Annotated in this window: 16 protein-coding genes and 1 pseudogene; 10 read left to right on the top strand and 7 right to left on the bottom strand. The window is 38.4% G+C overall.

What is annotated here, in order from left to right:
• Positions 1 to 170: 170 nt before the first annotated feature.
• The 4 genes and pseudogenes from L659_RS0101715 to msrA form a co-directional block, all read right to left on the bottom strand.
• Complete coding sequence (locus tag L659_RS0101715; RefSeq protein ID WP_024589397.1) at positions 171 to 611, bottom strand: hypothetical protein; 441 nt, start codon at positions 609 to 611, stop codon at positions 171 to 173.
• Positions 611 to 1873 (bottom strand): hypothetical protein, encoded by a 1263-nt coding sequence (locus L659_RS0101710; RefSeq protein ID WP_029769797.1) that lies wholly within the window; start codon positions 1871 to 1873, stop codon positions 611 to 613. Before L659_RS0101710 ends, L659_RS0101715 begins: the two co-directional genes overlap by 1 nt.
• Before the next feature lie 334 nt (positions 1874 to 2207).
• Positions 2208 to 3122 (bottom strand): annotated as a pseudogene (locus tag L659_RS01000000122865) (2OG-Fe(II) oxygenase family protein).
• 227 nt (positions 3123 to 3349) lie between these two features.
• Positions 3350 to 3949, bottom strand: coding sequence for a peptide-methionine (S)-S-oxide reductase MsrA (gene msrA, locus L659_RS0101700; protein WP_024589395.1), 600 nt, complete (start codon positions 3947 to 3949; stop codon positions 3350 to 3352).
• 201 nt (positions 3950 to 4150) lie between these two features.
• Here msrA and L659_RS0101695 point away from each other — a divergent pair, with 201 nt between their 5' ends.
• Positions 4151 to 4705, top strand: coding sequence for a cytochrome b (locus tag L659_RS0101695; protein WP_024589394.1), 555 nt, complete (start codon positions 4151 to 4153; stop codon positions 4703 to 4705).
• 82 nt (positions 4706 to 4787) lie between these two features.
• Here the strand turns inward: L659_RS0101695 and L659_RS0101690 are convergent, their stop codons facing one another.
• Positions 4788 to 4994 (bottom strand): hypothetical protein, encoded by a 207-nt coding sequence (locus L659_RS0101690; protein WP_024589393.1) that lies wholly within the window; start codon positions 4992 to 4994, stop codon positions 4788 to 4790.
• Positions 4995 to 5101: 107 nt separating this feature from the next.
• Here L659_RS0101690 and L659_RS0101680 point away from each other — a divergent pair, with 107 nt between their 5' ends.
• The 4 genes from L659_RS0101680 (at position 5102) to L659_RS0101670 (ending at position 7274) form a co-directional block, all read left to right on the top strand.
• On the top strand, positions 5102 to 5584 hold the full coding sequence (locus tag L659_RS0101680; protein ID WP_024589392.1) for a GNAT family N-acetyltransferase: 483 nt from the start codon (positions 5102 to 5104) through the stop codon (positions 5582 to 5584).
• A 167-nt stretch (positions 5585 to 5751) separates the two neighbouring features.
• Entirely contained in the window at positions 5752 to 6168 is a 417-nt protein-coding gene (locus L659_RS01000000122860; protein WP_231388423.1) for a MarC family protein, read from the top strand.
• A 23-nt stretch (positions 6169 to 6191) separates the two neighbouring features.
• Positions 6192 to 6362, top strand: a complete 171-nt coding sequence (locus L659_RS1000000123885) for a MarC family protein (protein ID WP_231388422.1) — start codon at positions 6192 to 6194, stop codon at positions 6360 to 6362.
• 30 nt (positions 6363 to 6392) lie between these two features.
• A complete protein-coding gene (locus tag L659_RS0101670; RefSeq protein WP_024589391.1) occupies positions 6393 to 7274 on the top strand; it encodes an alpha/beta hydrolase in 882 nt (293 codons plus the stop codon).
• A 521-nt stretch (positions 7275 to 7795) separates the two neighbouring features.
• On the opposite strand, the gene L659_RS0101665 is transcribed toward L659_RS0101670, so the two are convergent.
• Positions 7796 to 8023, bottom strand: a complete 228-nt coding sequence (locus tag L659_RS0101665) for a hypothetical protein (protein ID WP_024589390.1) — start codon at positions 8021 to 8023, stop codon at positions 7796 to 7798.
• Between the two features lie 11 nt (positions 8024 to 8034).
• Between L659_RS0101665 and L659_RS1000000124020 the strand changes: the two genes are divergently transcribed.
• Together L659_RS1000000124020 and L659_RS1000000123880 are read left to right on the top strand one after the other, a co-directional pair.
• A complete protein-coding gene (locus L659_RS1000000124020; RefSeq protein ID WP_263640614.1) occupies positions 8035 to 8166 on the top strand; it encodes a hypothetical protein in 132 nt (43 codons plus the stop codon).
• 185 nt (positions 8167 to 8351) lie between these two features.
• Positions 8352 to 8582: a hypothetical protein gene (locus tag L659_RS1000000123880; protein ID WP_024589389.1), complete on the top strand. Its 231-nt coding sequence runs from the start codon at positions 8352 to 8354 to the stop codon at positions 8580 to 8582.
• A 90-nt stretch (positions 8583 to 8672) separates the two neighbouring features.
• Here L659_RS1000000123880 and L659_RS0101655 read toward each other — a convergent pair whose 3' ends face one another.
• Entirely contained in the window at positions 8673 to 9881 is a 1209-nt protein-coding gene (locus tag L659_RS0101655) for a porin (RefSeq protein ID WP_024589388.1), read from the bottom strand.
• A gap of 638 nt (positions 9882 to 10519) precedes the next feature.
• Here L659_RS0101655 and L659_RS0101650 point away from each other — a divergent pair.
• From L659_RS0101650 to L659_RS0101640, 3 genes are all read left to right on the top strand, one after another.
• Entirely contained in the window at positions 10520 to 12109 is a 1590-nt protein-coding gene (locus L659_RS0101650; RefSeq protein WP_076915491.1) for an ABC-F family ATPase, read from the top strand.
• Positions 12110 to 12269: 160 nt separating this feature from the next.
• A complete protein-coding gene (gene purE, locus L659_RS0101645; RefSeq protein ID WP_002962540.1) occupies positions 12270 to 12752 on the top strand; it encodes a 5-(carboxyamino)imidazole ribonucleotide mutase in 483 nt (160 codons plus the stop codon).
• Positions 12753 to 12754: 2 nt separating this feature from the next.
• Complete coding sequence (locus tag L659_RS0101640) at positions 12755 to 13903, top strand: 5-(carboxyamino)imidazole ribonucleotide synthase (protein ID WP_024589387.1); 1149 nt, start codon at positions 12755 to 12757, stop codon at positions 13901 to 13903.
• The last annotated feature ends 64 nt before the right edge of the window (positions 13904 to 13967 follow it).

The raw sequence follows: 13967 nt of genomic DNA, 5'->3' as shown, positions 1-13967 counted from the left end.
CGGCTGTTTTTTCCATTGTTTGCGCTAACTGTTGAACGAGTAGGTAATTTGTGTTTTTTTTCTCTTTAAAGCCTGAGTAATAAGAGAGCATAGACGAGACTAAAGACACAACAATAGCAACTAACGCAATTGATATAGCGACGCGTATGTAGAGTTTTTGGCTAATAATTTTAATCAAATGTGTATACCACTTTTACTGCATCTGTAACTTGCGAGAGCGGAATGTAGCCAATTGCAAATTGTGATGCTGCTATTTTGTTTATTGCGTCTTCTACCGATGTTGAAGGCGTGGGTGGCTTTGCGCGCCCTGAAAATAAAAGCCTTGCCCAATACGCATTTATTTTTTGCTCGTCTTTATTAACCAGTTTTAAGTAAAAGTCGTTTTTTAATGTTGATTGCGCGGGCAAATCAAGCGGTTTTGAGGTCTCACCATCAGGGAAAGTTAAATACCTGCCCATGTAAATATCAATAATTTCTCGTTTTGATAATGCGTTAATCGCATTGCTTTTATTAACCACGACTACAAACTCTGTAGATTTAGCATAAAAGCTCATAAAAAGCAGGCACAAGAGCAGCAATGCAGTTATAAAAAAGTTGCGAGGGCTCATCATTAAAACACCATACTAGCATTTAGACTAAGTATATGTACTTTGTGGCCCTCATCAACATCTGAAGGGTTGCTAAGACTCCATAAGCCAGCGCCTTGAGGTTTTATATCAAAGCGGTCTAACTGGGCTTTTAATGCTATGCGCTCAGACAGTTGCCATTTTACGCCTACGTTAATTGAGTGTTGGTGAACATTGGTAACTTTAACAGCAGACTGACTGGCAACTGCGAGTTGTTGTATAGGCACTGAAAATTGATCGGGAGTGCTTGGCGGAAAAGCAGGATCGTTTACTTTTATTACGTCATGTCGGTGTTTAGCCGCTGTAAAACCTGTATAAAATATTGCGTTATCTACACGGTAACCTGCACTAATGTAGCCACTAAGAACTGACGGAGCAACTATCCAATCGGATTCTGAAATACCCACCTCAGATTGGATTAGCCAATTGTTGTGATCGTAAGTAAGCCCAAACGCGGCGTATTCTATACTGTTACCTTTGGTGTTAAATTTGTTTGATATTTTTTGCGCTTGCGGCCATATACTTTGTGGTATTGAGTTGAGTGCGGCTAAATACTCATCTAAAGAGGTTAACTTATAATCCCCAAAGTCTGACTTTGATAATGAAAAACGCATAGTCCATGCATCTAATGTATAGGTTGCGCTAAAGGTGGTTAAGTTATCAAAATCAATAAAAAAGTCGTCATTATAGGCTTGTAGCTTGGCTGTTGTACTACCATAAGCAAGTTTTAAACGTAAAAAACCGTCGTTAATTGCTTTGCTGTATTCCACATCTACACCATCGAAATTTCCTGCAATGTTTGCAAAAGAGTAGTACGAATGAGGCGGGCGCACCCATAAATAGGCATATCCTACGTAAGGGTATTCCGATAGTAAGTAAAGGTCGCTATTTAACCTGCCTGCACGAATAGCCCAATGACGGGTAGGGCGATAGCGCACAAAGGCGAGCTCTAAAAAATTATCAAAGCTTTTAAAGGCATGATCTTGAATAACTACTTGAAACACAGAGTCCCAATTTTTTGAGAGTGATATATTAGCCTGCCCACCTAAAATTGAATCTCGCGTTGCTGAAAAACCAGATTCGTTGACATTTGAATAACTCGATGCAAAGCCAATATCTGAATCGTCCGTGTAGCTGAGTGTTAAGGATGCAAAACCACTAAATTGTACATCTATGTCGTTTGCATAGGTTTTATTAGCAGCAGAAATTGCCAATATTGCTATGGCAATTGTACCTCGGAACAACATGTTAGCTCGTATTTTTATAATGTAGATAGTAAAAAGATAGCACAATTTATTAAATTACCAACTTAAGCATTACAGTGCTTTATGAATTAAATACAAAAAAACATGACACACCCCCTAAATTTTGTACTTTGTTAAGCGAAGTACTGGGCCATAGGAAAAGCAAGATGGAAAATTTGTGTTATCTATTGTTATAAGTGACGACAATATAGATTATGAATAGGGCGGTTTTTTGATATTACCAAACTTAAAACGTGTTGGTTACTGGATAAGCTTTACTTTTATAAGGCTGCTTAAATTAGGCAGCCTTTTGACTTAAAACTCTAAAAGCGCTTATTTAAAATGGTGCATAGCCATCATTTGGTTTATTTGGGTTAGTCCAGCGCTGTTTAGCATCAATAGGAATGCGTGGTGCACCTTGTGCTGGTAATCGACCGCGCTCCCCATACAACCACAATACAAAGTTAGTTCGCTCGCCACTGGTAATAGGCTTGGCTGCGTGTGCAATATTGCCACGATGTAACATGGCAGTGCCGGGCTTAAAGGTAAGTGATTTAATGTCACCTGTGTACGGGTGATAAAAGTCAACTTCTGACCCTGTAAACTCTTCCCCTGGTAAGTTTAAGTTAATATTAAGCGTTACGGCCGATGCATCTGTATGTGGACGAATTGACGAATCTGTGTTTGGCTCATAATAAATAGAAAAACCAAATGTTTGTGTATCAAACCCCATAACCTCCGGGAACAGCATACGCGAAATAGGGCGCATATAAGTGTTTAGTATTTCGTTATAAAACGCTTGAAAGCTTGGCGCGGCTAAATAACCTTCTGATCGACTATCAAGCATTGCACCACGGCGATTTAACACTATGCCGTATGGTGGACGCATAGGAATTTGCGAATTCCATACTTGTTCTAAATATCCGCGTAAAACCGCTAGGCGCTCTGGATCAAAAAATTGAAATTGAAACACATCAGGCGCTACTTCGTGTAATAACGCTTTTACGGCTAGCTCTTTTGATGGATCTTCTCATGCTTGCTTTACTGCTTCACGTAGGTTTTTATCAAGTAGTGAGTCGCCTAACGTAAACGTTGAGCTATCTATTGATGTTGTTTCCCATTCGCTCCACGCGTTTGTAATTAGGTCGGTGTTGCTATTCCAAAAGTCTTGTACTGCTGGTTCACGGTAAAGCATGGCTTGTCGTGTAGGTAACTCTAGAGCACGCGCTAGTTGTAATTGATTGGCAAACATTTTGTGTAACTCCAGTTGTTAAGTTTGGTTTATATCAATCTAGGAGTGCAATTTATTATATTTGATTTAGTAGATAAACAGCCTACTTTAGGAAACAGAATATACTATTTATTGATAATGAAGGTTTGTATACTTATTTGAAGCAGAGAAAGCTAGCTTTGTAGATAAGTAAAAGGCTGCACAATATGCAGCCTTTTGTTTGTGTAATTTAAGTTGCTTTATAAATACTAGTGAGTTGCTCTTTCGCCCCAAATATCTTCTAGGCGGCTGTCGCGACCACAACGCCAACGATAAGTGTTGTATCGGATTGGGTTGTTTTTGTAATAATCTTGGTGAAAGCTTTCCCTCCCTTTAATAGGGTAAAAGGTACTTGCGTTTAGTATAGGTGTAACCACAGTTTGATTAGGAAACTCGGCTACTACTGCTGCTTTTGTTTTTTCAGCTAATTTACGTTGTTCGTCGTTTTCTACAAAAATAGCGCTTAAGTAACTAGGGCCTTTATCGCAAAATTGGCCTCTGGCATCAAAAGGATCAATATTTACCCAGTAATGATCAAGTATACCTTGATAGCTTACTATGGCTGGGTCGTAAGTAATTTCTACAGCCTCGTAATGGCCTTTATGATTACCATTATAGGTAGGGTTTTTAAGTTTGCCGCCAGTAAAGCCCGATATTACATCGGTTACGCCTTCTAGCTTTTCAAAGTCACTTTCCATACACCAAAAACAACCTCCAGCTAAAACGGCTTTTTCGGTTTTATCTGCATGAGCAAGTGACGCATAAAACAAAACAGATGAAGTTAAAACTAGAACTAATAATTTTTTCATAAAATCTCGCATCAATATGATGAATGTATAAACAGTTATGTACAGCTAGTAGACCTTTAATTAATAAAAGGTATTTCAATTTTTAGTGGGATAAATATGTTTTAGATCATTAAATAGCAATATTATTTCTACAAGCTGGGCGTACTCGTGTAAAAATACACATATAAACTGCTTTGTATGCAGCTAATAAGTTGAGGCATTATGAATTTAAAAAACACGACTGATCATTACAACAAACTTTCGATTGCGCTGCATTGGCTCATGTTACTACTAATGATAGCCGTATATGCTTGTATAGAGTTACGAGTATTTTTTGATAAAGGCACCGATACACGTGAAGCATTTAAAATGTGGCATTTTATGCTTGGGCTGTCGGTATTATTTATTGTGTGTATTCGTTTAGTCGTACGTTTTAAAAGTGGTCCAAAACCACTCATAACACCAACGCCACCAAATTGGCAAGAAACGGTAGCTAAAATAATGCATTTGGGTCTATATGTTTTAATGCTTGCAATGCCAATAGCTGGTTGGCTAATTTTAAGTTTTGCGGGCAAGCCTATCCCATTTTTTGGCTTAGAGTTACCTGCATTGGTGGCAAAAAATAGTGATTTAGCAAAACAAATAAAAGAAATACATGAAACCGCTGGCGTTGTTGGTTATTACTTAATTGGCTTACATGCCGCAGCCGCTTTGTTTCATCATTATGTAGTGGGCGATAACACGTTTAAGCGTATGCTATTTGAAAAAAGTAAATAGCCTAGCGCTAGGTAAACTCAAAAAGGGCTTTATATTATGTATAAAGCCCTTTTTGTAATTTAGATTTGGCGGTTAACAAAGTTTATTGTTGGTTTTGTGCTTCACGGGCTAACTGATTTGGTAAAAGTTCTTCTACTATTTCGCGTGCTGGAAGTGTATAGCGTGTGCCGTCAAACATTACTGAGGTAAACTCGTTAATATTAGTAATGCCTGTTAAGGTCCAGCCTTCGCCGCGCTTTGGGCAATATACTGTGGTAGTGGGTTGTATTACTTGAAAATCGTCACTCATTACGTTCTCTTACTCTTTTTGCTTTAAAGATAATGCTTGTTAATGGGGTATGGTAAGTTAATAATGCCTGCCCATAAAGAGCTAATTTAACTAACCACTTAAATAAAATGTTTAATGCCACAAAGCTTGAACGCGTTACGCTGCGTTTAATTACCCACAAACACGCTGCGTGTTTATTTAATATTTTAAACCACCCGCATGTGTCAGAATTTAACGACTACGAAACACCGCTCAGCAAAACACAAATCAAACAATTAATACAAGATGATATTAGTGCCTATTACGAAGGCGAAGTGATTAGAGTTGCAATTGAACATAATACATCTGGAAAGTTAATGGGTACTTGTGGGCTTTATAATTTAACGCCGTGTAAAAGTAGTGCGTTTATAGGATTTGAGCTGCACCCCGACTTTTGGGATAAAGGCGTAATGTTTGAAGTAGTCACTGGTTTTATTGAAGCGCTACTTAAGGATATTCCGCTTAAACATGTATCGGCTGAGGTGAGTGCACACAATGCACGTTCCCATAATTTACTTATTAAGTTAGGTTTTAGCTTAAGAGAAAATTCTATTTGGCATAAATCACTTTAACGAAAGACGGCAATTATAAGTGCTTATCTTTTTTCAATCCTGAAAGGTCAACGCCTCCAAGTGTAAATAAAATACAAAAAATAACGGCTTTCTATTATAGTTAAGCGTAAGCAAATGAATTTGTTACCCGTGTTTTATTAAATATTTACGCTTAACAAGGATTTTATATGCTAGAAAAACTATCTCAAGATGCGCTTGTTATTTGGGCAACCATTGACCCAATAGGCACTATGGCGCTGTTTGCTGCGCTTACTTCTCATTTAACAGATCAACAACGTCGTAAAACAGCCTTTAAAACGGTGCTTTACGCTGGTTGCGTACTATTGGGTTCTATTTTAATAGGGCAGCTAATACTTAATGCGATGGGAATTAGGTTGGTGTCGTTTCAATTAGGGGGCGGAATTATATTGTTTTTGTTTGGCCTGCAAATGATATTTGGAAACGATTCTAACAAAGCTAAACAAGACCCCGAACACGATATTGCGGTCTTTCCGCTAGCTATACCAGCAACTGCGACCCCTGGCGCTATTTTGGCGGTGATACTACTTACCGACAACCACATCACCCAATTACCACTCAAATAGGCACAGCGCTTGTTACACTTGCTGTGTTGGGTATTACACTAATACTGTTGCTGCTTTCGGGTAAAATAATTAAGCTTATTGGTACTGGCGGCGCGTCTATTTTAACGCGTGTAATGGGGATGATTTTAGCCGCGTTTTCGGTTGAGCTTATTATGACCGCGCTTGAAATAAAACAATGGGTTAAGCTCGATTAAATAACTCCTAAACATTTAAAGGAATGCCGCATGGCAATAAAAATAACAAAACACTATTTTATTAATTTAAGTTTAGCCGTAGTAATTTTTGCTATCGGTATTTTAGCCATACGCTATTACAACCATTATGTATCGGCCTATACAGATGTAACAATTAACTCAAGCGTGCTTAATGAGTCGCGCAAGGTGTTTATAAGATTACCCGCTAATTACAATCCTAAAAAAGCGTATCCGTTAATTATTAAAACCGATGGTAACTTTAATTTAGATACATGGGATAAAGCACTTACAAAACAAGCTAAGAGCGAAAAAGGGGATAAGGCTATATTGGTGTCTATTCCTAATTTGTTTTTTACAGATACACGTAATCGCGATTTAGTGCCTCCTTATGCTCGCCAAGATCTAAATACACAAGCGCGCCCAGAGGGCGAAACACTTATAGAGCCTAATGGTGAAGCCGACAAGTTTTTAGCGTTTATTGAAACTGAGTTATTCCCGTATTTATCGGCAAAATATAAGCTTAGTAATAATCGTGTATTAAGTGGTTTTTCGGCAGGTGGTAGCTTTGTACTTTATACACTGCATACAAGGCCTGAACTGTTTAATGGCTACTTTGCATTTAGCCCAGCGGCTTGGTATGACGACATGACAGTGGTTAATAATGTAGAAGCGTTTTTAACTACTCAAGCTAACAAAGTTAAGGCGCCTACTTATTTATATCTTTCGGTGGGTGGGGCAGAGCATCCGTTAATGTTAAAAGCGTTTGATAATTTAGAGTCTGCTTTAACAGCAAACCCTAATAATAACCTTGTGTGGCAAAGCGCTATAAACGAAGGTGCTGAGCATTCAGATAATCCACCACTTAGTGTATCAAAGGCATTAGCTGGTTATAGTGCGTTTATTAAAAAGTAGGTTAGATAGGTTTTAGCGGTAACTGTATGCATATACAGTTACCGCTGTTTTATCTATTTATGATAACGAATCAGCTTCATAGCACTTTACTTAGTTCAATATTATTAACGACTTACAAAGGGAAGTTGGTTTAAATTATTTTTGACAGCAAATACACGTACTGTGTTTATATACAGTACGTAGCTATTGAGTTAGAATGCAGTCAGTACCTATGAGCATATATCACACCTATTTGTTACTGCTTTTAATCAGCCTTACGCCTTTGTGATCAGCAATAAACAGTGTAAGTACTTTTTAATTTCAATATAGTTTCACCACCTTTTTACACTCTTAATGCAATTAATATAAATTAGCTGGTGGCTTTATAGTGAAAGAACACATCATACTAAGTTTTATTATAAAGCTAAACTTAGCAATAGAGTCAAATTAGAAAAAAGTAATCAGGGAAGTAGTGCAAATAATAAAGGGGGAGGTTTAGGTAAAAAAGAGTATTTATAAAAATGCTCTTTTTTAAGTTACTACTACTTTGCTTTGATCGGTTTAAAAAACAATACCAGTGCAATTATAAATGCTGAAACGCTACAAATTATAAATACGTTTTTTTCACCACCAGGTATGTACTGCATAAATGAGGTAAAAAACTGACCCGAGAATACAGCCATCGTAAAGTACGATAAGTTACGGCCGCGTACTTTCACATAGCTGAGCTCTACCGTCACATGGTTTAAAGGCGCACTTAAGCTCGGCATGTTTAACCTTTATGGCAGCACTGGTTCGAGAATATAAACAGCAATACCCAAGCGTGCACGTTACATTGTTTGAAATGACTGCAACTGAGCAAATACATGCGTTTAAAAACGATTTAATTTATGTGGGTTTTTCACGGCCTTGACCTGATTCAATTAATGATGAATTTGTAAGTCATACTATTTATGTAGATTCATTGGAGGCCATCGTTGATCAAAATCATGCGCTGGCAAATTATAAAAATATTGATTTAGCTAAACTAAAAAATGAGCCATTTATTATTTTTAATAGAGAGGAAGCACTTGGTCTTTTTGATGAAACCATTTTGCAATGCAAACATTAGTGACCGAAGTGGCTGCTGGCTTTGGTGTGGCAATTGCGCCTTATTGCGTACGTAAATTATATAGTGAAGGGTGCCATTTTATAAAACTGAGCGACGTACTCACGCAAATCCCGGTGCTATTACAAATTAAAAAAGCAGATACTAATGCGGCTGTTAATACATTTGTTGAAATAGCCTTAAATGCAGAATTGAGTATTGAAAAAAGTATGGCGGAATAAAAAAAGCCCAGTTAAAAAAGTTAAAAGGGCTAAAAGGGTTGTGCTTAGGGAAGTTGTAGTCGTTTTTAAACTTATATTTAGAGCTTATATTTAGAACTTATATCTAAAACCAAATGCTATACCGTCATCTTCCGACTGCTCCATTTGTGCTTGTTGATCGTCGTTATCACTTTCAAAGTCGCTAAAGTCTTTACGCGCTTCTACGTAGGCAATAGTGTCTTCGTCAATTAAGTAGTGAAGGCCAATAACAGCAAACTGACGCTTAAATACATCGTCTGGATCGGCGTTAAAGTTTGGCTGAATTACGTAGTCATCACCGGCATCAAACACGTTGTAGGCAATAAAAGGGCGAAAATCGTTATCAAAGCGGTAAGATGCAAATGTTTCTATACCTATTGCGTCTTTAATTAAGCGACCAATATTATCTGTGTCGTGGTTTTTGTTTTTATTTATGTTGGCAGCAACGTAAAGGCCTGGCTTATCAATGTTGCCCCACATAATGCCTGCACCGTAAATTAAATCTTCAACATTGCGAGTAGAACCATCGCCAAACGTTAAATCAAACTCGCCACGGTTAATGCCCGCTGTAAGCGTGAGCATATCTGTAGGGGTATATGTTACAGATGCACCAAATGTGTAGTTAAATTCAACTTCTTGGGCTGCACTATCGCCAGAGTTCCATAGCGTTTCGCATTCTTCTTCTGAAATATCGCTTACGTCACAGGTATAAAATTCGCTGTTTTTAAGCTGCGCTTGTACTGCAAAACTAAAATCGTTATAGCTATTGCGGTACTGCACTAACTTATCACCACGGCCAGTGCCATTTACAGCGCCATCGTCTTTGTTATAGGTGTAAACGCCAGCTGCATTACCATCCCATACAAAGCTATTATTTGTGCCATAAACTACGTCGTACCATGCACCCCATTGTTTACCAATGGTAAGTTGACCATACTTTTCGTGTGAAAGGCCTGCGTAACCTAAACGGTTATACAAAAACTCGTCCTGAATTGACTCAAAACGATTGTTATAAATTATATCGCTACTGCCTACAGGGTTTACACCCCATTCTACGAGTGCAAGGGCAGTCCAATCTTTCTTGAGCTTTCGGGTAAAGCCAAAATTAATGCGCGAAGTACCGTTAACAACTTCGGTTTCGTTTTGTGTGTTAATTACACGCACATCAAGATATCCACCTACTTTTAGAGTGTTTTTATCATCTTTGTATAACTCTACCGCTGAAACAGCGGGTGCTAATACAATACTTGCGCTAATCAGTGTCGCTAATTTTTTGCTCATCTTGTGTGTTGCCCTGTGTAAATTTCAGTGTTTTTACGTAGGTAAAAATTCAGGTTCGAAGATTAACAAAGCAATAAACGGCTAAAAAGTGAAAAAAAATCAACAAAATTGAACGGCAAACTTAATTGACATTCACTTGAGGTTAATTTTGTTTTTCAGGTGTTGCTGAGGTTTGTTTTTTTAGTTGTTTTGTAGGTAAAAAGGATTGGTAATAGGTGGTGTGTAAAAATTCTAATTTGAATTAATTTCATCTTGGTTAAAAAATAGCGACTAGTGCAAAAGCTCTAAAAGTGCTTTATTTTCATAAATATAACTTTTTATTGTTACTGCGTGTACAAAAATGAGTTAAGTAAACACACAAACACGTTAAAAGTGTTTTTACTCTAATTCAGTATACGTAATTCTAAACTCCCTAGACGTATTAAAGTGAATATATTGATGAATTTTTACTTGTGTAAGCTGAATAAAAATTTACAAAACCATTTAATTTAATCTGTTATTTGAGTTACCCACTATACAGTGCTAATAAATGGCTAAAACGCGTTAGTTTGCCTTTAAACTTTCATAGAAAAACAGGCCATTTTGGTTTAAACTGCGCGCAATTTAAATACATCATTACTCCTTTGGAGGGTAGCGCTATTATTAGTACAGCTAATGTCACCATGCAATTTGGTGCTAAACCATTATTTGAAAATATCTCAGCAAAATTTGGCGACGGAAACCGTTACGGTTTAATCGGTGCAAATGGTTGTGGTAAATCAACATTTATGAAGATTCTAAGTGGTGAGCTCGAAGCGTCTTCAGGTAATGTAAGTACTGATCCAAATGAACGTGTTGCTAAACTAAACCAAGACCAGTTTGCCTACGAAGAATACTCAGTAATTGATACTGTGATCATGGGTCACAAAGAGCTGTGGAAAATAAAACAAGAACGCGACCGTATTTACTCTTTACCAGAAATGAGTGAAGACGACGGTATGAAAGTAGCCGATCTTGAAACTGAGTTTGCTGAAATGGATGGTTACTCTGCTGAATCTAAAGCAGGCGAGCTTCTATTAGGCGTAGGTATTGGCACAGACCAACACTTTGGCCCAATGTCAGAAATTGCACCTGGTTTTAAACTACGAGTGCTACTTGCACAGGTGTTGTTTTCAGACCCAGATATAATGCTACTTGATGAGCCTACCAATAACTTGGATATTTACACCATCAAGTGGTTAGAAGACGTGTTAAACCAACGCGACTGTACCATGATAATCATCTCGCATGACCGTCACTTTTTAAACTCTGTGTGTACTCACATGGCCGATATTGACTACGGTGAGCTACGTATTTACTCAGGTAACTACGACGAATACATGTTTGCAGCAACGCAAGCACGTGAGCAGCTACTTAGCGAAAACGCGAAGAAGAAAAACCAAATTGCTGAACTTCAACAGTTTGTATCACGTTTCTCTGCTAACGCATCTAAAGCTAAGCAAGCAACATCGCGCGCTAAACGTATCGACAAAATTCAGTTAGACGAAGTTAAAGCGTCTTCACGTCAAACACCGTTTATTCGTTTCGACCAAGAAAAGCAGTTATTCAGAAACGCGCTTGAAATGAATAACTTAACGCAAGGTTTTGACGACAACACGTTGTTTTCTGGACTTGAAGGTTTAGTAGAAGTTGGCGAACGTATTGCTATTATTGGTGAAAACGGTGTTGGTAAAACAACATTACTTAATACATTGGCAGGGCGCTTAGCACCTAAAGCCGGTGAGTTTAAGTTCTCAGAAAATGCGAATATTGGTTACTACGCGCAAGATCACGCAGATGAATTTGCAACCGACATGAACTTGTTTCAGTGGATGGAACAATGGCAACAAGAAGGCGACGACGAGCAAGTGGTTCGCAGCTTCTTAGGTCGTATGCTGTTCTCTCAAAACGATATTAAGAAGTCAGTTAAAGTAATTTCAGGTGGTGAGCAAGGCCGCATGCTGTTTGGTAAAATTATGATGCATAAACCAAACATATTGCTAATGGATGAGCCAACCAACCACATGGATATGGAATCTATTGAAGCGCTTAACTTAGCACTTGAAGCCTACGAAGGTACATTAATGTTTGTATCGCACGATCGTCAATTTGTATCATCGGTAGCTACCCGTATTTGGGAAGTTAAAGATGGTAAAATCATTGACTTTAGAGGCAACTACGCAGAATACCTAGCGAGTAAAGAAGCTTAATTAGCTATTTACCCGTTAACCCTAAAAAGCCATGTTTAAACATGGCTTTTTTGTTTTTGTAGCTTTGTATTAGTCGCAATTAATATGGCTTTGGGTATAATACCCGGCTTAAACAGGACATAAGTCCGCTATTTTAAAAATATATTACTGAGGAGTATTTATGACTGTTGGCATTATTATGGGTTCTAAATCAGATTGGCCAACCATGGAACATGCAGCACTTATGCTAGAGCATTTTGGCATTAAGTACGAAACTAAAGTCGTGTCTGCACACCGCACTCCTCAATTACTTGCTGATTACGCAAGTTCAGCCGCAGAACGTGGTATTAAAGTTATTATTGCTGGCGCTGGCGGCGCTGCGCATTTACCTGGCATGGCAGCTGCTTTTACGTCACTACCTGTACTTGGCGTACCTGTAAAATCAAAAGCATTAAATGGTGTTGATTCACTTTTATCTATTTGCCAAATGCCTAAAGGCGTTGCAGTGGGCACACTTGCAATTGGTGAGCCGGGCGCAGCAAACGCAGGTTTACTAGCCGCACAAATTTTAGGGTGTCAAAATCCAGAAATTTTTGCAAAAATTGAAGCGTTTCGTAAAGCTCAAACCGACACTATATTAGCTAATCCAAACCCTGCAGAGTAATAATGAATATTTTAATATTAGGTGCAGGGCAACTTGCACGTATGATGAGTCTTGCAGGCGCGCCGCTTAATTTAAACGTTGTTGCGTACGATGTAGGCAGCAAGCAAATTAAGCATCCGCTAACTGGTGAGGTTTATAGCACGTCACTTGAGCAAGCAATATTAAACGCTGATGCAATTACTGCAGAGTTTGAGCACATTCCTGATGACGTACTAACACTTTGCTGTAACAGCAATAAGTTTTACCCAGGTAAAGCTTCTATTAAAACCGGTGGCGATCGCTCGCTTGAAAAAGCATTGCTTGATAAAACAAACGTAACTTGTGCGCCGTATCAATTAATTACTGAAAAAGCGCATCTAGAACACGCAGTTAAAACCCTAGGTAAGCCACTTGTTATTAAAACATGCCAAGCAGGTTACGATGGAAAAGGCCAATGGCGTTTAAAATCGGATAGTCAAATAGACGAAATTTGGTCACAAATGGCTGATTTTATTGCATCGGGTACGCAGCTTACCCCACATACGATTATTGCTGAAAAAATGATCCCGTTTGATCGTGAAGTATCTATTATTGGTGCGCGCGATAAACACGGTAATGTTGCTATTTATCCGCTAACAGAAAACGAGCACACAAATGGTGTGTTAACGCTTTCTATTGCCGGTAAAAATAATCACAGCGTTGAAGCGCAAGCAAACGATGCATTTACAAAAATAGCAAACGAGCTTAACTACGTTGGCGTATTAGCAATAGAGTTTTTTGATGTACAAGGCACGTTACTCGTTAACGAAATTGCACCGCGTGTACATAACTCAGGCCACTGGACGCAACAAGGCTGCCATTGCTCACAGTTTGAAAACCACATGCGTGCTGTTGCAGGTTTGCCGCTTGGTAATACAGAGCTTAAACACATTACCGCGATGATAAACGTACTAGGGCAACCTAATATTCCAGCTGACGTACTAAAATACGCAGATGTGACTAGCCACTGGTACGGTAAAACGGCAAAACCAGGTCGTAAAATGGGCCATATAAATGTATCAGCCACTAGCATGAACGATCTAGCAGATAAATTAGGTGAGCTTACTGAATATCTACCTGAGCAAGACTACCCAGGTATTTTAAAAGCGGCGGCTAACATAATTCTTCATTAAATGGCTAACCGTTTTATTAAATGCCGAGCTTGCTCGGCATTTTTTTGTATTTAAAAAAGGCGCA

It is taken from the genome of Pseudoalteromonas sp. S8-8 (genome assembly GCF_000497875.1).
GTDB lineage: Bacteria > Pseudomonadota > Gammaproteobacteria > Enterobacterales > Alteromonadaceae > Pseudoalteromonas > Pseudoalteromonas arctica.
The sequence above is the reverse complement of the archived record's forward strand: the minus strand, read 5'-3'. Positions and strand labels throughout refer to the sequence as shown.

What these genes read in the sequence shown, in the direction of transcription:
- L659_RS0101715 (WP_024589397.1), bottom strand. Translation starts at nt 611, where the DNA reads ATGATGAGCCCTCGCAACTTTTTTATAACTGCATTGCTGCTCTTGTGC.
- L659_RS0101710 (WP_029769797.1), bottom strand. Translation starts at nt 1,873, where the DNA reads ATGTTGTTCCGAGGTACAATTGCCATAGCAATATTGGCAATTTCTGCT.
- msrA (WP_024589395.1), bottom strand. Translation starts at nt 3,949, where the DNA reads ATGAAAAAATTATTAGTTCTAGTTTTAACTTCATCTGTTTTGTTTTAT.
- L659_RS0101695 (WP_024589394.1), top strand. Translation starts at nt 4,151, where the DNA reads ATGAATTTAAAAAACACGACTGATCATTACAACAAACTTTCGATTGCG.
- L659_RS0101690 (WP_024589393.1), bottom strand. Translation starts at nt 4,994, where the DNA reads ATGAGTGACGATTTTCAAGTAATACAACCCACTACCACAGTATATTGC.
- L659_RS0101680 (WP_024589392.1), top strand. Translation starts at nt 5,102, where the DNA reads ATGTTTAATGCCACAAAGCTTGAACGCGTTACGCTGCGTTTAATTACC.
- L659_RS01000000122860 (WP_231388423.1), top strand. Translation starts at nt 5,752, where the DNA reads ATGCTAGAAAAACTATCTCAAGATGCGCTTGTTATTTGGGCAACCATT.
- L659_RS0101670 (WP_024589391.1), top strand. Translation starts at nt 6,393, where the DNA reads ATGGCAATAAAAATAACAAAACACTATTTTATTAATTTAAGTTTAGCC.
- L659_RS0101665 (WP_024589390.1), bottom strand. Translation starts at nt 8,023, where the DNA reads ATGCCGAGCTTAAGTGCGCCTTTAAACCATGTGACGGTAGAGCTCAGC.
- L659_RS1000000124020 (WP_263640614.1), top strand. Translation starts at nt 8,035, where the DNA reads ATGGCAGCACTGGTTCGAGAATATAAACAGCAATACCCAAGCGTGCAC.
- L659_RS1000000123880 (WP_024589389.1), top strand. Translation starts at nt 8,352, where the DNA reads ATGCAAACATTAGTGACCGAAGTGGCTGCTGGCTTTGGTGTGGCAATT.
- L659_RS0101655 (WP_024589388.1), bottom strand. Translation starts at nt 9,881, where the DNA reads ATGAGCAAAAAATTAGCGACACTGATTAGCGCAAGTATTGTATTAGCA.
- purE (WP_002962540.1), top strand. Translation starts at nt 12,270, where the DNA reads ATGACTGTTGGCATTATTATGGGTTCTAAATCAGATTGGCCAACCATG.
- L659_RS0101640 (WP_024589387.1), top strand. Translation starts at nt 12,755, where the DNA reads ATGAATATTTTAATATTAGGTGCAGGGCAACTTGCACGTATGATGAGT.